The organism is Aerosticca soli, assembly GCF_003967035.1.
Taxonomy (GTDB): Bacteria; Pseudomonadota; Gammaproteobacteria; order Xanthomonadales; family Rhodanobacteraceae; genus Aerosticca; species Aerosticca soli.
The window spans coordinates 2,326,638-2,343,617 of the sequence record NZ_AP018560.1 but is presented as its reverse complement, the minus strand read 5'-3'; the positions used below and the strand labels follow the sequence as shown (position 1 = coordinate 2,343,617).

Sequence of the window (16,980 nt, the reverse complement as noted above, 5' to 3'; positions counted from 1 at the left end):
GCGTGCGACGTGACCCACATCCCGGCGAGGGCGCGATGCCGCCGTCGTCCGCGGTGTCCGCGACGGCCCCGCCGGCATGGCCGGACACGCCACGCGCGCGCGCCGCAGCGATCGCGCTGCTGCAGGCGCTCAACGACGAACTGCTCGCCCATGCCAGCGCCACGCTGACGCTGGAGCGCTGGTGCGCCGCGCATGGCCTCGTCGCGCCCGAAGGGGTGCTGGCCGAGCGCGTGGACGCTGCGCCCCGTCCGCTGCCGGACGAGTTGCGCGGGCAGCTGGGCGTCGGCGCGGACACGCCGGTCAAGTATCGCCACGTGCGTCTGACCTGTGCCGGCCGCGTGCTTTCCGAGGCGGAGAACTGGTACCTGTCCGGGCGCCTCGATGCGGCGATGAACCATCGGCTGGATACCGGCGCCACGCCGTTCGGCAAGGCCGTGCTCGCGCTCGGCTATCGTCGCCAGACACTCGAGGTCCGGCGGCTGTGGGCGCCGACGTCCGATTCGGATTGGCCAGCGGCCACCGCCGCGGTGCTCCGGCATCGCGCGCTGCTCGTCGATGGCGAAGGCAGGCCCTTCGCCGCGCTCGAGGAAACCTATACCGGCGAGCTGCTCGCCCTGGCGCGGCGCTGATTTCACCGTCGCAGGCGGTGCGACGCCTGCTGCGTATCATCGGGTCATGCACGCCCTGTTTTCCGATGATGCCGAAGGCGGCATCCACGTCATCCGCGCCAGCCGGCTGGAGGCGCTGCTCGATCCGCTGCTGACCCTGCTCGACGAGGTGGCGCCGGCCGACGCGCTCGCTGCGCAGACGGTGATCGCCGCGCATCCCGGCATGCGCCAGTGGCTGCTCGGCGCACTGGCGCGGCGGCGCGGTGCCGGCGGCATCGTCGCCAACCTGGACATCGTGCTGCCGAGCGACTGGCTGGATGCGCTCGCGCGCACCACGCTCGGCGCGGCGGCGGTGGCGCTCGCGCCTTACCGACGCGAGCGGCTGCGCTGGCGCATCCACGCACTGCTGGCCGAAACCGACGATCCGCATTTGCGCGGCTACCTTGCCGGTGACGATGCCGCGCGCCGCCGTTACCGGCTCGCCGATCATCTGGCACGGCTGTATTCGCAGGCCATGGTCTATCGGCCGGACTGGCTCGCCGCCTGGGAAGCCGGGCGCGACGCGGTACCCGAGCCGACGTTCCTTGCGCCGCTGTGGCGCGCCTTGCGCCGGACGATCGAACAGCCGCATCGCGCGCAGGTGCTCAGGACGCTGCTGCACACGCTCGCCGAGGCGCCACCCGCGCCGTCGCGCGAACCGCTGCACGTGTTCGGCCTGAGCCATCTCGCGCCGATGGAGCTCGCCGTCCTCGCCGCGGTGGCGCGCCATCGTCCGGTGATGCTCTACGTGCCCGACCCCTGCCGCGAATACTGGGCCGGCCTGCGCGGCACGCGCGCGCAATGGCGCGAGCGCCTCGCACGGCTGGCCGAGGGCGACACCGGCGAAGCCTTCTTCGTCGAGGACAGCGCGCATCCGCTGCTCGCCGACTGGGGCCGGCTCGGCCAGCACTTCATGCTCGCCCTCGCCGCGCTCGAGGATGTGCGCATGGACGTGCGCCACTGGCAGGACGAGGACCGCGCCGCGTCGCCACCGGACAGCCTGCTCGGCCAGGTCCAGGAAAGCATCCGCCGGCTCGACGTGGCGGTGCTCCGGCCATCGCGCGAGGAGGCCGCGCTGCACGACCGTTCGCTGCGCGTGCATGTGTGCCACACCCGCCTGCGCGAACTGGAAGTGCTGCGCGACGCGCTGCTGCGCGAGCTTGCCGAGCGGCCCGAGCTGGAGCCTGCCGACATCGTGGTGATGGCGCCGGACATCGGCGCCTACGTGCCGTTGCTGCCGGCGGTGTTCGGCGCACCCGGCCGCACGCAGGGGCCTTTGCCCTATCACCTGGCCGACGTCGCGGTGGCGCAGGCGCATCCCCTTCTCGAGGCCTTCGAGCGCCTGCTCGGCACGCCCGGCGCGCGGCTCACCGCGCCGGAGGTGCTCGATCTTTTGCACACGCCGCCGATCGCGCGTGCGCTCGAACTGGGCGAGGAGGACATCGAACGCCTCGGCCTGTGGCTCGCCGAGGCGCGCGTGGCCTGGGGCCTGGATGGCGCCTGGCGCGCGGGCTTCGACGTGCCGCCGATCGCCGAGCACACCTTCGCCTGGGGCATGGACCGCCTGCTCGCCGGTTTCGTCATGGGCGACCTGCAAGCCAGGCTCGACCTGCCCGGCGGCGCGCTGTGGCCGCTGGCCGGCGTCGGCGGCGCCCAGGCGACGGTGCTCGGCGCGCTGGACCGGCTGTTGTGCGAACTGGCCGCGCTGCACCGCGACGCGCTGACGCCGCGACGCGCCTCGGCCTGGGCGGTGCGGCTCGAGCAACTGCTCGATGCATTGTTCCGCATCGATGCGGACGATGCCGCCGGCACCGAGGCGCTGGCGCTGCTGCGCCGGCTGATCCACGCCACCGCGACCGAATGCGCAGACGCCGGGCTCGATCCGGAACTCGACTTCGCCGTGGTGCGCGAGGTGCTGCGCGAACGCCTCGCCGCCGCGCCGGAACGGCAGCGCTTCCTGCTCGGTGGCGTCACCTTTTGCGGCATGGTGCCGCAGCGCGCGATCCCGTTCCGCGTGATCGCCGTGCTCGGCCTCGACGAGGGCGCGTTTCCGCGCGGCGGCGCGTCCGGCCTCGACCTCATCGCGCGCCATCCGCGCCTGGGCGACCGCGACGTGCGCAGCGACGACCGCTATCTGTTTCTGGAAACGCTGATGGCCGCGCGCGACGTGCTGCACCTGTCCTATCTCGGCGAGGACGTGCGCGACGGCAAGCCACGCAACCCGGCCGCGCCGCTCGGCGAGCTGCTCGACCTGCTCGACGCGCAGGCCGGGCTGGCCGATGACGGGGACACGGCGGACGATGCGCCGAGGCCGCGGCCCTGGTGCGTCCGGCATCCGCTGCAACCCTTCGACGCGCGCTATTTCGATGGCAGCGATCCCCGGCTGTTCTCCTTCCGCGGCGAGCTCGCCGCGCTGCATGCCGCCACCGCCGCGCGCGACGAAAAACCGGCCGGCGCCGGGGCGGCGCAGACGCCGGACGCCCTCACCCTGCGCGAGCTCGTCGCCTGGTACCGCGACCCGGCCCGGCAGCTCCTGCGCGACCGGCTCGGCGTGCGTCTGGACGCGCTAGAGGAAGGGCGGCTGGCCGAGGCGGAGTCGCTCGATGCACGCACCGACGCGCGCGACCGGATCGGTTGCCGCCTGCTGCTGGAGGCGCTCGAGCGCGGGCCGGAGGCACTTCAGCAGATCCCTGACTGGCTGGCCCTGACCGGCCTGCTGCCGCCCGGTCGTCCCGGCCTGGAGGCGTGGGAAAACGAGCGCGCGCAGGTGCTGGCGGTGTTCGAGCGCGCGCGCCGTCTGCCGCTGTTCGTGGACGGCCTGCCGCCGCGCACGCCGATCGCGGTGGACGAGAGGCTCGGCGCCTTGCGCCTGCAAGGCGAGCTCGGCCGCGTGTACGAATACGCCGGCAGCCGCTGGCTGCTCGAATGCTTTCCCGGCAGGAAAGAGGATGCCCTCGACTTCGGCAAGCGCGTGCCGCTGTTCATCGAATGGGCCCTGCTGCGCCGTGCGACGCCGCCGTCGATGCCGGTGCGCGTCGTGCTGCTCACCGACGATGAGTCACCCGTGTGGCCCCAAAAGCTCAATGGCTGGGACGAACGCTACCGCGCCGCCGATGCCACCGCGCGCGCGGCGCTGCATGCCGAGCTCGAATCCCGGCTCGCCGCGCTGGTCGCGCTGTGGCTGCGCGCCGGCAACGAGTTGCCCGCGTGGTATTTCCCCAAGACCAGCTGGAGCGTGATCGAGGGTCGAAAAAAGAACGGCACGCCCAACATCGACGCTTGCTGGATCGGCCATTCCCACAAGCATGGCGAACGCGACTACGCGCCGGGCTATGCGCGCCTGCTCGCCGGCGAGGCGAGCTTCACGCCGGGTGATGCCGATTACGAGGCCTTGGTCGAGATCGCCGAGAGGCTCGCCCGATTGATCCTGCTGGAGGATGCCTCGCATGACTGATCCTGCCGTGGTCGCCGGCTGGACCGCGTTGCCGCTGACCCACGCGGAGGGCGCGGGCGGGCGCTGCCTGATCGAAGCCAGCGCCGGCACCGGCAAGACCTGGACCATCGCCGTGCTGTACCTGCGCCTGCTGCTGGAGCAGGGCCTCACGCCGCGCCAGCTGGTGGTCACCACCTTCACCGACGCCGCCGCGCAGGAACTGCGCGAACGCATCCGCGCAAGGCTGCGCTGGGCCGTGCGCCAGGCGCGGCGCTTCGAGGCCGGCTTCCGCGTCGGGGACGGCGCGCCGGAGGACCTGCGCTGGCTGCAGCGGCGCTGGCAGGACGAGACGGCGCCCGCGGCCAGCGATGCGCTGCGCCTGAAGCTGGCCGAGGCCGAGCTCGATCTCGCCCCGGTCGGCACGCTGCACGCGCTGTGCCGGCGCGTGCTCGATGCCCATCCGCTGGAAAGCGGCGGCGCACTCGGCGGCGGTGCGATGGTGGCGACCGCGGCGCTGGATGCCGAGCTCGTCACCGACCAGTGGCGCGAGCTGGCGCAGTCGCCGGACGAGCTCGACGCCGGCGACCGGGCCTGGTGGAAGGGCGGCCGCAAAAAGTTCACCGATGCGCTGAAGGCGGCGATCGAGCCCGGCGTGCGCGTGCAGGTGATCGGGGAGGCAGCCATCGATGCGCTGATGCGGCCCGAGCAGGCGGCGCGGATCCGCGCATGGATCGGCGATGGCGCGCAGTTCAAGGCGAGTAACAGCCGGTTGAAAAAAGCCTTGTTGACGCTGGCCGACTACATCGAGGCCGGCGACCGCAGCCGCGCGCTGCCCAAAAAGGTGTGCGAGGACCTGTCGGCACCGCTGGAAACCCAGCTCAAGCCGGCCCTGGTCGCGGCCGCCGAAGACGATCCGCTGCTCGCCTTCGCGCGCAAGACCGCCGCCTTGCTCACCGACCCGGAGCTGCCGGCGCGCAGCGCGGCGCTGGAACGCTACCGCAAGCGACTGCTCGCCCGCCGCGAGGCGCGCCTGCGCGAGCGCGACGAGATCGGTTTCGACAGCCTGATCGACCGCGTGCGCGAGGCGCTCGCGCCGGGCAACGCGCTCGCCGATGCGCTCTTTCGCGCCTGGCCGGTGGCGCTGGTGGACGAGTTCCAGGACACCGACGCGCGCCAGTACGCGATCCTCGATGCCATCTACCGCGACGCGCACGGCGCCCGGCGCGGCCGGCTGGTGATGATCGGCGATCCCAAGCAGGCCATCTACCGTTTCCGCGGCGGCGACATCCACACCTATCTGCAAGCCGCGCGCAGCGCCGACTGCCGGCTGCGGTTGGCGGTCAACTACCGTTCCACCGGCAAGCTCATCGCCGGGCTCAATGCCTTCCACGCCGCCGCCGGAAAGGCGCTCTCGCAATTCACGCAGGACATCGTCTACGAGCCGATGCGCGCCGGCGCCGACATCGCGCCGCTCACCGTGGACGGCCGGCCGCTGGGGCGGCCGCTGGTGCTGCATTTTCGCGCCGAACCGCCGGCGAACAAGGACGACCGCGTGGACGCCGCCCTGGAGGCCTGCGCCAACCACATCGTGGCGCTGCTGGCCGGCACGCACCGCATCGGCGAGGTGCCGCTGCAACCGGGCGATCTGGCCGTGCTGCTGCCTCAGAACACACATATCGCCCAGTTGCGCCGCAAGCTGCAGCAGCGCGGCGTGCCCTGCGCGGGCGCGGGCCGCAGCAACGTCTTTGCCACCGAGATCGCGCGCGAACTGCAGCTCGTTCTCTACGCCGTCGAGCATCGCGAGGAAGGCGTGATGCGGGCCGCGCTGACCACGCGCCTGCTCGGTGTGCCGCTCGACTGCTTGCGTGCGTTGGAGCAAACCCCGGCGCGATGGCTGGCCGAGGTGCAGCGCTTCACCGAGTGGCAGCGCCAATGGCGCCAGGAAGGCGTGCTGGCGCTGGTGCAGTCGCTGCTCGCCGCGGCGGCACCGCGGTTCCTGGCCGGGGTCGAGGGCGAGCGCGACCTCACCGACCTGCGCCACCTCGGCGAGCTGCTGCAGCAGCGCGAGCGCGAACGCCCCGGCAGCGCCCAGCTCATCGACTGGCTGGCCGCGCAGCGTGACGAGGATGCCGCCGAGGACGAGGAACGTCAGCAGCGCATCGAGTCGGACACGCGCCGCGTGCAGCTCATGACGCTGCACAAGAGCAAGGGCCTTGAGTTCCCGGTCGTGCTGTTGCCGCTGATGTGGGCGCACGAGGGTCGCGACATCAAGCTGCCGCTGCGCAGCTGCGCCGAGGGTGAACGCGAGCTGGTGCTCGGCGGTCCCGATCATGCCGAGGCCTGCGCGCAGGCCGCGCGTGAGGATCAGGACGAGCGCTTTCGCATCCTCTACGTGGCGCTGACCCGCGCCAGGCTGGCGTGCCACGTCTACGCCTTGCCGCCCACGCGCTGCGCGGACGGCAAGACCAAGGCGCCGCTCGTCGATCCTCATCGTTCCGCGCTCGACGCCATGCTGGATCGCGCATGGCGCAACGGTGAGGCAGTCCTGGATCGCCTCGATGGCGTCGACTTCCGTCGCGACGACTGGCCATGGCCGCGCCTTTGCCATGCACCGGAGCGTGGGGATGCCGCGTCCGCACTGCGTGCCTTGCCGCTGCCGCCGGCGCGGCCCATGCGTCAGCTGTGGAGCTTTTCCGCGCTGGCCCATGTGCAGGGCACGGCGCTGGAGGAGCCGCCCGCCGCCGACGAGCTCGGCCTGCCGGCCGTGGCCGCGGACATCGACGCGCTGCCCGCCGCTGCGGTCGCCGCCCCGCACCCCGAGCTGCTCGCGCTCTCGCCCTGGCGTGGCGCGGCGTTTGGCAACGCGCTGCATGCCATCTTCGAGCGGCGCGTGCCGGGTTTGTCGATGGCGGAGCAGTCCGCGCTGATCCGCCGCTGTCTGCTCGAAGAAGGCGTCCGCGAGGGCGACGAGGCCGAGGCGCTGGTGGCGCGCATCGCCGCACGCACCGAAGCGACGCTCGCGGCCGAGATCCTGCCCGGCTGCACGCTCGCCGCCTTGCCGCCGCGGGCGCAGCGCGCCGAGATGGCGTTCCATTACCTGCTCGACGATGTCTCCCTCGCCGCCGTGCGCCGCGCCTGTGCCGAACACGGCGAGCCTGCGCTCGTGCCGCGCGGCGCGGCCGGCACCCTGCGCGGGCTGATGAGCGGCAAGATCGACCTCGTCTTCGAACACGCCGGGCGCTTCCACGTGCTCGACTACAAGAGCAACTGGCTGGGCGACACCCTGGACGCCTATCGACCCGAACAGCTGGGCGCCGCGATGGACGCGCATCACTACCGTTTCCAGGCGCTGCTCTACACGCTGGCGCTCGATCGCTACCTGCGCCGGCGCGTGCCGCGTTATGCACGTTCCCAACGGCTGGGCGATGCGGTGTACCTGTTCGTGCGCGCGGCCGGTCTCGCGCCCAGGGCCGGCCTTTGGCGGCAACGCTTCGACGAGGCGCTGCTCGATGCCGTCGACCGCGCGCTGGGCGCGCCTGCGGAGGCCGCATGAGCGCATTCGGCTTCGATCATGGGCCCGAGCTGCCGGCCGAAGCGGCCTGGCGGCCGCTCGATCGCGCCTTGTGGCGCTGGACGCGTGCGCATGGCGGCTCGCCTTTGCTGGCGCGGCTCGCCGCCTGGGCCGCGTTCGCCGATGGCGAGGGCGATGCGGCGCTGCCGCTCGCCGGCGAGGAGGCGCTGCGTTATGGCCTCGCACCGTTGGATGACGCACGGCTCGATACGCTGCGCGGCGAGCCGTTGCTCGGCGACGGCCGCGTGCCGACACCGTTCGTGCTCGACGCGGCCGGACGGTTCTATCTGTGGCGCAACCATGCCGACGAGTGCGCGCTCGCCGCGCTGCTGGGCGAGCGGCTGGCCGCCTCTGCCGCGGTTGCGGTGGACGAGGCCGACCTCGACGCGCTGTTTCCCGGCGGCGATCCGGCGGCCGTGGCCAGCCAGCGCGAGGCGGTGCGTCGCGTCGGCGCGAGCCGGCTGTTCGTGCTCACCGGCGGTCCCGGCACCGGCAAGACCACCACCGTGCTGCGCATGCTGCTGATGCATCTCAAGGCCATGCCGGACGCGCGCATCGCCGTGGCCGCGCCGACCGGCAAGGCGGCGCAGCGGCTGGTGCAGTCGCTGCGCGCGGGCCGGCAGGCGTTGCTGGAAAGCACCAACGCATCGCTGCCGGAGACCTGGCGCGCGCTGCTCGATCGCCTGCCCGACGGCGAGGCGCTCACCCTGCATCGACTGCTCGGCTACGACCCGCACCGCAACCGCTACACACGCGACCGTGCGCATCCGCTCGCCGCCGACCTCGTCGTGGTCGACGAGGCCTCGATGGTCGACCTGCCGACCCTGCGCGCCTTGCTCGAAGCCCTGCGCCCGGAGGCGACGCTGATCCTGGTCGGCGATGCCGATCAGCTCGCGCCGGTCGGCATCGGCAGCGTGCTGCTGGACCTCGTCGTCGCGCTGGAGGCGCGGACCTCGCCGGTGCTGGTGCGGCTGACCCACAGCTTCCGCGCCGAGCGTCCGCTGGCCGCCATCAACGATGCCGTGCGCAAGGGCGAGGCGGCGGCGTTGCGCGCGGCCTTCGCCGCCGCCGGCGATCAGGCCCAATGGCGCGACGTGACCGCGGGCGCGGCCTATCGCCAGGCCTTGCAGGGCTGGGCCGAGGTGCTCGCCGCCACGCTGCCGCGACCGAGGCTGCCGGCCGCCGACGACACCGCGGCGGCGGCGCAGGCGCTCGCCGCGTTGCGTGCGCTGTCGCGCCGGCAGCTGCTGTGCGCGTTGCGCGAGGGGCCGCATGGTGCGCCGGCGGTCGATGCCTGGCTCGGCCGCAGGCTCAAGGAAGCCTGGGGCGTGCCGGAGGATCGCGAGTGGTATCCCGGCCGCGCGGTGCTCGTCGTGCGCAACGACTACGCCGCGCGCCTGTTCAACGGCGACGTCGGCCTGTGTCTGGCCGATGCGGACGGCCGCCTGCGGGTATGGTTCGAGAGCAGCGATGCCGACGGCCGGCCCACGGCGCGCGCCTTTGCGCCCGCCGCGTTGCCGGCGCACGAGGGCGCCTTCGCGCTCACCGTGCACAAGGCGCAGGGCTCCGAATACGCACACGTCGCCGTGCTGCTGCCGCCCGATCCGGCGCAGCGCATCCTGTCGCGGCAGCTGCTCTACACCGGCCTCTCGCGCGCGAAGGCGCAGGTGGAACTCTGGGCCGGCGAGGCCGTGGTCGCCGCGGCGCTGGCGCGGCCGCTGTACCGCATCGGCGGGCTGCGCGAACGGCTGGCGTGATCCGCCACCGTCTCGGCGCGCGGCGCCTTTGTCACCCTCACCGTAATCGTCTTAAAGCGGTGGCCGTCGCGGCCGGCGCGATGGCCTCACGCGGGCCGGTACAGGCCCAGCCGGCGCAGCATGAGCAAGGCCAGCGCCAGTACCGCGGGCAGGCCGAGCGCCCAGGCGAGCAGCAGCATCGCCGGGGTCTGTGCGTGGGCGACGCGCAGCAGGCCATGCAGGATGAAGCCGCCCACGGCGACCGTCGCGCCGGCGACGAGGATGCGGGCCAGCCGTCGGGCGAGGCCGCCGCCCTCCGTCGCCGGCGCGAGCCGGTCGAGCACCGGCAGAGCGAGCAGGGCGCCGAGCAGGGCGCCGGCGCTGGCGACCGCGACATAGGGCCCGGCCAGCGCCGCTGCCGCGAGCAGCAGCGCGCCGCCGAGCAAGCCCAGGCGCAGGCGCCGTCCGGTCGCGGCGCGGGTATAGAGCCAGGCGCCGGCCAGCCCGGCGATCATCCCGACGAAATAACCGCCGCACACGTCGGCGAGGAAGTGTCGGCCCAGATACAGGCGCGAGAGCGCCATCAGCAGCGGCCAGGCGGCGAGTGCGAGGCGCCAGCGCCACGCCCGTACGGCAAACAGCGCGATCACCCCGAACACGCTCGCCGCCGCCGTGGCGACGTGGGTGCTGACGAAGCCATAGTCGCCTGGCGCGAGCTGCCGTTTCAGCGCGATGGCGCGCGGCTCGGGCAACGCCCAGAACGAGCGTGCGCCACCGTGCTCGGCCAGCGCGTGGCCTTCGTCCACGTGGCGGATGCGCACCCGGACGTCGACATCCGGCGGCCGCGGCAGGGCGAACGTCGTCTTGGCCGCGCCGACCAGGCAGCCGGCGAGGCCGAGCACGAACAGCAGGCCCAGCGCGGGACGCAGGCGTACGCCGAACATCAACACCAGCAGCAGCGCCGCATAGGCCTCGGCCTGGCCGAACGCGCTCACCGCGTGCATCAGCCAGGTCAGTGCCGCATTGCCGTGCGCCTGCAACCACAGAATGGGCTCGATCTCGAACATGGGTCTTTCGCCGATGAAAAAGCCTTGGGGTCATCGGCCCCTGTGGTCAGGTGCCGGCTTTGCAAAAAACGCGCTACCTGCGGCCGTGCTCGATGAACCACAGGCCGGCGAAGAGCTTGGGGTCGATCGAATAGCCTTCCGCATCGCGGCCGAACAGCCAGCGGCCGGCCTCCTGGCGCGGGATTTCGTGCACCACGATGCTTTCGGTCGCATCGCCGCCGCCTGGTCCGCTCTTGACCAGATCGTAGGCGCGCACGAAGGCGATCATCTCGTTGCTCATGCCCGAGGAGGACGGTCCGGCGTGGATGAACTCCAGCCGTCCGCAACGGTACCCGGTCTCTTCCTCCAGCTCGCGCCGCGCGGCGGCGAGCGCGTCCTCGCCGGCGTCGATGTCGCCGACCAGGCCGGCCGGCATCTCGATGGTGCGCTTGAGGATGGCGACGCGGTACTGCTCGACGAACAGCACGCGGTCCTCGGGCGTCACCGCCAGGATGATCACCGCGCCGCCGGGGTTGTTGCGCACCGCGTATTCCCAGCGGCCGCGCCGGCGCAGGCTGAGCCAGCGACCCTGGCAGAGGGTTTCCTCCGGGGCCGTTGCGTCGGGCGGGATCGCGGGTTCGGCAATCGTCATGGCGCGGATCTCGAAGTCGGATCGGGCATGGTGACGCGCCGTGCCGGCGCCGACAACCCGGCCGGCGCCGTGATTTATTTCCGCCGCCGGCGAATCATGCTTTCGACGACGGCAGAGCCCAAGCACGCATGACCCTACGACCCGATCCGCATGCCTTCCAGATCCTGCTCTCGACGCACGGACGCATCGTGTTCAAGGTCGCCGCGCTGTATGCCGCGCATGCGGAGGATCGCCGCGACCTGGCGCAGGAGATCGCCCTGCAGGCCTGGCGCTCGTTCGCGCGCTACGACCCGCAGCGGGCGAAGTTCTCGACCTGGCTGTATCGCGTGGCGCTGAACGTGGCGATCTCGCAATGGCGCGCGGGCGGTGCATGGAACGGCCGGCTGGAGCCGCTGGAGGCGCATCACCTGGAAAGTATCGGCGGCGAAGGCATGCCCGAGCCCGACGAGCGCCTCGCCGCGCTGCACGCGCTGATCGAGAACCTCGACGCGCTCAACCGTGCGCTGATGCTGCTGTACCTGGAAGACAGGAGTTACGCCGAGATCGCCGAGATCCTCGGCATCAGCGAAACCAACGTGGCGACCAAGCTCGGTCGCATCAAGCAGAAGCTGCGCGGCCAGATGACCGGCGCGGCCCCCACCGGAGCATGACCCATGGAACTCGACGCATTGAAGCAGGCCTGGCAGACGCTGGATCGCCGGCTCGAAAGCCGTCAGGCGCTGGACGACTGGATGTTCCGCGACCTGCGCGCCGGTCGCGTCCGGCGCAGCCTGCGGCCCTTGCTGTGGGGACAATCCGCGCTGATCGTGCTCGGCATCGCCATTGCGCTGTGGGGCATCGGCTTCTGGTCCGCGCACGTGGGCATCTGGCAGGCGATGGCCTGCGGCATCGCGATGCAGGTCTTCGGCACGCTGTCGATCATTTTTCCGGCGCGCGTGTTCGCCATGGCCCGCGGCATCGATCCCGCCGCGCCGGTGGTGGAGATCCAGCGTCGCATCGCGGAGCTGCGCTGCTGGCGGCTGAAGGTGGAGGCGCCGGTGTTCGCCGTGCTGGGCAGCGTGATCTGGATACCGGCGCTGTTGATGCTGGCCCAGTACGGCATGGATCGCACCGGCGATGACGTGTGGGCGCAGGTGGACGGTCGCTGGCTATGGAGTTCGCTACTGGGATCGCCGCTGGCGGTCGGCGTCGCTTATGGACTGCTGCGTCGGCTGGGCTTGCGCCGCGTCCTGGAGGACAGCCTTGCCGGACGCACGCTCACCCGCGCCCAGGCGATGCTGGAGGAATTGGGGCGTTTCGAGCGGGAGTGACCCGCCGCGAAACGTTTTTAGAACAGCAGCGAGGCCATGCGGCGGCGGTACTGGCCGACCAGCGCGGCATCGTCGAGCGTGGCGAAGGCCTGCAGCAGGCGCTTCCTGGCCGCGCCGTCGTTCCAGTCGCGGGCGCGCTCCAAGATGGTTAGGAATTGCTCCAGCCCCGCGGCCGGCTCGCCTTCGAGCAGCAGCCGGATGCCGAGCAGCTCGCGTGCGGCCCAGTCGTCCGGATCGGCGGCGATGCGCTGTTCCAGGGCCTGGCGCGAGGGCGCGCCTTCCAGCGCGCGGACGAGCTCGAGCTGGCTGCGCAGGCGTACCGCGCGGGCATCGGTGGCGAGGTTGGCCGGCAGTGCCTCGAGTTCCGCCTCGGCCGCGGCGGTCTGGCCCGCGCGCATCAGCGCCTCGGCCAGTTCCAGCTTGAGCTCCGCGCGGTCGGGTTCGGCGGCGATGGCCTGCTGCAGGCGGTTGATCGCCTGCTCGGGCGTTTCCGCTGCGGCCGGCGCGGCCTCGGGCGCGGGCTCGGCAGGCTGCACGTAGCGGCCGAGGAACTCGCGCAGCGCGCCTTCCGGCAGCGCGCCGGCGAAGCCGTCCAGGATCTGCCCGTCCTTGACCAGCATCACCGTCGGCACCGAACGGATGCCGAACATGGCGGCCAGCTCCTGGTTCTTGTCCACGTCGACCTTGGCCAGACGGAAGGCACCGGCATATTCGCCGGCGAGCTTTTCCAATAGCGGCCCCAGGCTCTTGCACGGCCCGCACCAGGTGGCCCAGAAGTCCACCAGCACCGGCGTCTCGAGCGAGGCCTGCAATACCTCGGTCTCGAAATTGCTGGGGTCGACATCGACGATGACAGCCGGCTGCGTCGCGCTCACGAAAACCTCTCCGACAAAAGAAAATCCATCGCAGGCAGATCGGGGCCGGCGCGCAGGATATCAAGACGCCACGACGCCATCTGCACGCATTCCGGCATCATGATGGAACCTTCCGACGATTCCGCTTCGTAAAAGACCCTTGGATACCTCTTTGCAGATCTGCGAGGACTGCGACACCGTCCACCGGCGCCGGCCGCTCTCGCGCGGCGAGGTGGCGCGCTGTGCCTGCTGCGGCGCGGAACTCGACCGCCATCACGGGCTGGGCGTGAACGAGTTGCTCGCGCTGGTGCTGACCTCGGGCATCGTCTTCGTGGTGGCCAACGTCTGGCCGATCGTGACCCTGGGCCTCAACGGCCAGCACGTCTCGGCGCGGCTGTGGGGCGTGATCCTGGCGATGTGGGAGCGCGGCGCGCCGATCGTGGCGGTGATCGCGGCGGCGACGCTGTTCTTCTTCCCGGCGCTGCGCATGCTGCTGCTCGGCCTGGTGCTGGTCCAGGCCCGGCGCGGCCGGCGCGGGGCGGGTTTCCGGCCGGCGATGGTGGCGCTGCACTATCTGCGGCCGTGGACGATGAACGAGGTGTTCGTGCTCGGCACGTTGGTGGCGATCGTCAAGGTGCGCGCGTATTTCGAGGTGGCGACCGACCCCGGCCTGTACGGCTATGTCGCCTTGATGATGCTGATCACGGTGTTCTCCGGCGTGGACCTGCGCCGCCTGTGGGAGCTGGCCCGGGAGCCGGCGGCATGAGCGCGCCGCCGCGCGCGGTCGAGCTCGGCCTGGTCGGCTGCACCGTGTGCGGCCAGGTCTGCCGGGCGCCGGGACCGCTGGCGCAGGCGGCCTGCCCGCGCTGCGGCGCCGTCCTGCGCCGGCGCAAGGCCGGCAGCCTGGCGCGCAGCTGGGCGTTCCTGATCGCCGCCTTTATCTTCTACATACCGGCCAACCTGCTGCCGATCATGCGCACGGTCAGTCTGGGCGACGTGGACGACAACACCATCCTGAGCGGCGTCGTCGAGCTGTGGGTCAAGGGCTCGCCGGACCTGGCGGTGATTGTGTTCGCCGCCAGCATCATGGTGCCGATGCTCAAGTTCGTCGTGCTTGCCACGCTGCTGGTGTGCGCCCAGCGCCGCAGCCGCTGGGCGCAGGTGCAGCGTGCGCGGCTGTACCGGCTGGTCGACCTGATCGGCTACTGGTCGATGCTGGACGTGTTCGTGGTCTCGCTGCTCACCGCGCTGGTGCGCTTCGGTTTCTTCAGCGAGGTGGAGCCGCTGCCCGGCGTGATTTACTTCGGCCTCACGGTGATCCTCACCATGCTGGCCTCGATGAGTTTCGATCCCCGCCTGACTTGGGATACCGACAAGGATGCTCCATGAGCGACGAGCACAAGCCCGGCCCCTACGATGACCTGCCCGAGCCGGCCGTGCGGCGGCGGCGCCTGAACGCCTCGCTGATCTGGCTGGTGCCGACCCTGGCCGCCCTGGTCGGCCTTTCACTGGCGGTCAAGGCCTGGCTGCAGCAGGGGCCGACCATCCGCATCAGCTTCGCCAGCGCCGAGGGCGTGGAGGCCGACAAGACCGAGGTCAAGTACAAGAACGTGGTGATCGGCAGGGTCGAGGCGGTCGATCTCAGCGAGGACCGCAAGCGGGTGATCGTCAAGGTGGCGCTCAACAAGAGCGCCGAGAGCTTCGCCACCGCCGGCACGCGCTACTGGGTCGAGCGTCCGCGCATCGGCCTGGGCGGCGTATCCGGCGTCGGCACGCTGCTTTCGGGCAGCTACATCGGCGCCGATGTCGGCGATTCACAGGAACGCAAGGCGTTCTTCGTCGGCCTGGAAAATCCGCCGGCCGTGATGCGTGGCGCGCCGGGCAAGAGCTTCGTCCTGCACAGCGACGACCTGGGCTCGCTGGACATCGGCTCGCCGGTCTATTACCGCCGCATCCGGGTCGGCCGGGTGTCCTCCTACCAGCTCGACGAGGACGGCAAGGGCGTCACCCTGCGCATTTTCGTCGACGGCCCCAACGACCGCTACGTGACGCGCTCGGCGCGCTTTTGGAATGCGAGCGGCGTGGACGTCTCGCTGGGCGCGGACGGGCTCAAGGTCAACAGCCAGTCGCTGGCCACCGTGATCGCCGGCGGCGTGGCCTTCCAGGATCCGCCTGGCCCGCACGACACCACGCCGGCCGCGGAGGACACCCGCTTCACCCTGTTCGCCGACCGCGCCACGGCGATGGCGCCGCCGGACGGCCCGGGACAGTACGTGCGCATGCGCTTCGACCAGTCCGTGCGCGGCCTGGCCGTCGGTGCGCCGGTGGAGTTCCTCGGCGTCAACATCGGCCGGGTAGTCTCGATCAATCTCGACTACGACGCCGGGCGCCAGCGTTTCCCGGCGCTGGTCGGCGCGCTGCTCTATCCGCAGCGGCTGGGGCGCGCCTACGAGAAGCTCGCCGCCGCGGCGGCGAGCCACGGCGGCGAGGAAGGGCTGCTCGGCACCCTGGTCGCGCACGGCCTGCGCGCGCAGATGCGGGTCGGCAACCTGCTGACCGGGCAGATGTACGTCGCCCTGGATTTCGTGCCGAATGCGCCCAAGGCGACGTTCGACCCCCGGGCCAAGCCGCTGGAACTGCCCACCGCGCCCGGCAGCTTCGACAAGCTGCAGGAACAGGTGGTGCAGATCGTCGACAAGGTGCAGAAGATCCCGTTCGACAGCATCGGCCGGCATCTGGACGACAGCCTGGCCGGCCTCGACGGCGCGCTCAAGCAGGTCAACGGACAGCTGTTGCCACAGCTCAACCGCACCTTGGAGGGCGCCCAGCAGACGCTGCACAGCGCCAACGGTGCCCTTTCGGCCGACGCGCCGCTGCAGCGCGAGCTCGGCGATACCCTGGAGCAGCTGCAACGCATGGCCCGCTCGCTGCGCGCGCTCACCGATTATCTCGGCGTCCATCCCGAGGCGCTGTTGCGCGGGCGCCAGGATGCACCGCCGCCGCCGGCCCCACCTTCCCCCGGACGCAAGCCATGATCCGCCGCCTCCTGCCGCTGCTCGCCCTGGCGCTGGCCGCCTGTGCCTCGTCGCCGCCGCACTACTACACGCTGGTGCCGCCGGCCGATGCGCGTGCCGCGCCCGCCGACGCGCCGTTCGAGTTCGAGCTCGCCCCGGTCGGCGTCCCGGCGCAGGTGGACCGGCCGCAGCTGGTGCTGCGCACCGGCGCCAGCGACCTTGGCGTGCTCGACGGCGAGCGCTGGATCGCGCCGCTGCCCGACGAGCTGCGCAGTGCGTTGTCGCTCGATCTGGTCGACGCGCTGGGCGCCGCCGATGCCAGTGGCCAACCGGCCGGTGGGCGGCCGCGGTTGCGCGTGCGGGTGGATCTGCGCCGTTTCGACTCGGGGCCGGGCGCGGTGGTGCGCATCGACGCGGCCTGGAGTGTGCGCATGGGCGCCGGCGGGCCGCTCGCCAGCTGCGCGAGCGCCATCGACGAGCCGGCGGCCAGTGCCGAGCCGGCCGCGCTGGTGGCCGCGCACCAGCGCGCGCTGGCCCGTCTGGCCACGCAGATCGCCGCGGCCGCCCGGCCGCTGCTGGCCGGGCGCGCACCGACGTGTCCGTCCGCGCCGGCCGGGCCGGCGGTGCGTCCCGGGTAATGGGGCGATTCTGCTAGGCTGCGCGGTTCTTGACCCGCGCGGCACGGGCCGGCGGGCGCCACCGTTTCAGGGCAGCGAT

Annotated in this window: 13 protein-coding genes; 10 read left to right on the top strand and 3 right to left on the bottom strand. The window is 71.9% G+C overall.

Annotated features, from left to right (window positions below):
- The first annotated feature begins 2 nt into the window (after positions 1-2).
- The 4 genes from ALSL_RS10960 to recD are packed head-to-tail and all read left to right on the top strand — an operon-like array spanning position 3 to position 9,408.
- Positions 3-629 carry a hypothetical protein gene (locus ALSL_RS10960; RefSeq protein ID WP_231700212.1) on the top strand — a complete coding sequence of 209 codons (627 nt, stop codon included), beginning with the start codon at positions 3-5 and terminating at the stop codon, positions 627-629.
- A gap of 46 nt (positions 630-675) precedes the next feature.
- Complete coding sequence (gene recC / locus ALSL_RS10955) at positions 676-4,101, top strand: exodeoxyribonuclease V subunit gamma (RefSeq protein WP_161970953.1); 3,426 nt, start codon at positions 676-678, stop codon at positions 4,099-4,101.
- Positions 4,094-7,633 carry a UvrD-helicase domain-containing protein gene (locus tag ALSL_RS10950; RefSeq protein ID WP_161970952.1) on the top strand — a complete coding sequence of 1,180 codons (3,540 nt, stop codon included), beginning with the start codon at positions 4,094-4,096 and terminating at the stop codon, positions 7,631-7,633. The genes recC and ALSL_RS10950 overlap by 8 nt, the downstream gene beginning before the upstream one ends.
- Positions 7,630-9,408: an exodeoxyribonuclease V subunit alpha gene (gene recD, locus ALSL_RS10945; protein WP_126539111.1), complete on the top strand. Its 1,779-nt coding sequence runs from the start codon at positions 7,630-7,632 to the stop codon at positions 9,406-9,408. Before ALSL_RS10950 ends, recD begins: the two co-directional genes overlap by 4 nt.
- Positions 9,409-9,494: 86 nt before the next feature.
- Here the strand turns inward: recD and ALSL_RS10940 are convergent, their stop codons facing one another.
- Both ALSL_RS10940 and ALSL_RS10935 read right to left on the bottom strand, forming a co-directional pair.
- Positions 9,495-10,454, bottom strand: coding sequence for a phosphatase PAP2 family protein (locus ALSL_RS10940; RefSeq protein WP_126539109.1), 960 nt, complete (start codon positions 10,452-10,454; stop codon positions 9,495-9,497).
- A 73-nt stretch (positions 10,455-10,527) separates the two neighbouring features.
- Positions 10,528-11,085, bottom strand: coding sequence for an NUDIX hydrolase (locus ALSL_RS10935; protein WP_170172048.1), 558 nt, complete (start codon positions 11,083-11,085; stop codon positions 10,528-10,530).
- Positions 11,086-11,213: 128 nt separating this feature from the next.
- Between ALSL_RS10935 and ALSL_RS10930 the strand changes: the two genes are divergently transcribed.
- Both ALSL_RS10930 and ALSL_RS10925 read left to right on the top strand, forming a co-directional pair.
- Positions 11,214-11,735, top strand: coding sequence for an RNA polymerase sigma factor (locus ALSL_RS10930; protein ID WP_126539107.1), 522 nt, complete (start codon positions 11,214-11,216; stop codon positions 11,733-11,735).
- A 3-nt stretch (positions 11,736-11,738) separates the two neighbouring features.
- Positions 11,739-12,395 carry a hypothetical protein gene (locus tag ALSL_RS10925; RefSeq protein ID WP_126539105.1) on the top strand — a complete coding sequence of 219 codons (657 nt, stop codon included), beginning with the start codon at positions 11,739-11,741 and terminating at the stop codon, positions 12,393-12,395.
- 17 nt (positions 12,396-12,412) lie between these two features.
- Here the strand turns inward: ALSL_RS10925 and trxA are convergent, their stop codons facing one another.
- Positions 12,413-13,270: a thioredoxin gene (gene trxA / locus ALSL_RS10920; protein ID WP_126539103.1), complete on the bottom strand. Its 858-nt coding sequence runs from the start codon at positions 13,268-13,270 to the stop codon at positions 12,413-12,415.
- A 139-nt stretch (positions 13,271-13,409) separates the two neighbouring features.
- Between trxA and ALSL_RS10915 the strand changes: the two genes are divergently transcribed.
- Genes ALSL_RS10915 through ALSL_RS10900 form a run of 4 tightly spaced genes read left to right on the top strand, consistent with a single transcriptional unit; the run spans position 13,410 to position 16,901 of the window.
- A complete protein-coding gene (locus ALSL_RS10915; protein ID WP_126539101.1) occupies positions 13,410-14,015 on the top strand; it encodes a paraquat-inducible protein A in 606 nt (201 codons plus the stop codon).
- Positions 14,012-14,638, top strand: coding sequence for a paraquat-inducible protein A (locus ALSL_RS10910; protein WP_126539099.1), 627 nt, complete (start codon positions 14,012-14,014; stop codon positions 14,636-14,638). Before ALSL_RS10915 ends, ALSL_RS10910 begins: the two co-directional genes overlap by 4 nt.
- Positions 14,635-16,284, top strand: a complete 1,650-nt coding sequence (locus ALSL_RS10905) for a PqiB family protein (RefSeq protein WP_126539097.1) — start codon at positions 14,635-14,637, stop codon at positions 16,282-16,284. The genes ALSL_RS10910 and ALSL_RS10905 overlap by 4 nt, the downstream gene beginning before the upstream one ends.
- Positions 16,281-16,901: a PqiC family protein gene (locus ALSL_RS10900; RefSeq protein WP_126539094.1), complete on the top strand. Its 621-nt coding sequence runs from the start codon at positions 16,281-16,283 to the stop codon at positions 16,899-16,901. Before ALSL_RS10905 ends, ALSL_RS10900 begins: the two co-directional genes overlap by 4 nt.
- Positions 16,902-16,980: the final 79 nt, after the last annotated feature.

Excerpts from the sequence above, each read along its gene's own strand:
- recC (WP_161970953.1), top strand. The coding sequence starts at position 676 with ATGCACGCCCTGTTTTCCGATGATGCCGAAGGCGGCATCCACGTCATC.
- ALSL_RS10950 (WP_161970952.1), top strand. The coding sequence starts at position 4,094 with ATGACTGATCCTGCCGTGGTCGCCGGCTGGACCGCGTTGCCGCTGACC.
- recD (WP_126539111.1), top strand. The coding sequence starts at position 7,630 with ATGAGCGCATTCGGCTTCGATCATGGGCCCGAGCTGCCGGCCGAAGCG.
- ALSL_RS10940 (WP_126539109.1), bottom strand. The coding sequence starts at position 10,454 with ATGTTCGAGATCGAGCCCATTCTGTGGTTGCAGGCGCACGGCAATGCG.
- ALSL_RS10935 (WP_170172048.1), bottom strand. The coding sequence starts at position 11,085 with ATGACGATTGCCGAACCCGCGATCCCGCCCGACGCAACGGCCCCGGAG.
- ALSL_RS10930 (WP_126539107.1), top strand. The coding sequence starts at position 11,214 with ATGACCCTACGACCCGATCCGCATGCCTTCCAGATCCTGCTCTCGACG.
- ALSL_RS10925 (WP_126539105.1), top strand. The coding sequence starts at position 11,739 with ATGGAACTCGACGCATTGAAGCAGGCCTGGCAGACGCTGGATCGCCGG.
- ALSL_RS10910 (WP_126539099.1), top strand. The coding sequence starts at position 14,012 with ATGAGCGCGCCGCCGCGCGCGGTCGAGCTCGGCCTGGTCGGCTGCACC.
- ALSL_RS10905 (WP_126539097.1), top strand. The coding sequence starts at position 14,635 with ATGAGCGACGAGCACAAGCCCGGCCCCTACGATGACCTGCCCGAGCCG.
- ALSL_RS10900 (WP_126539094.1), top strand. The coding sequence starts at position 16,281 with ATGATCCGCCGCCTCCTGCCGCTGCTCGCCCTGGCGCTGGCCGCCTGT.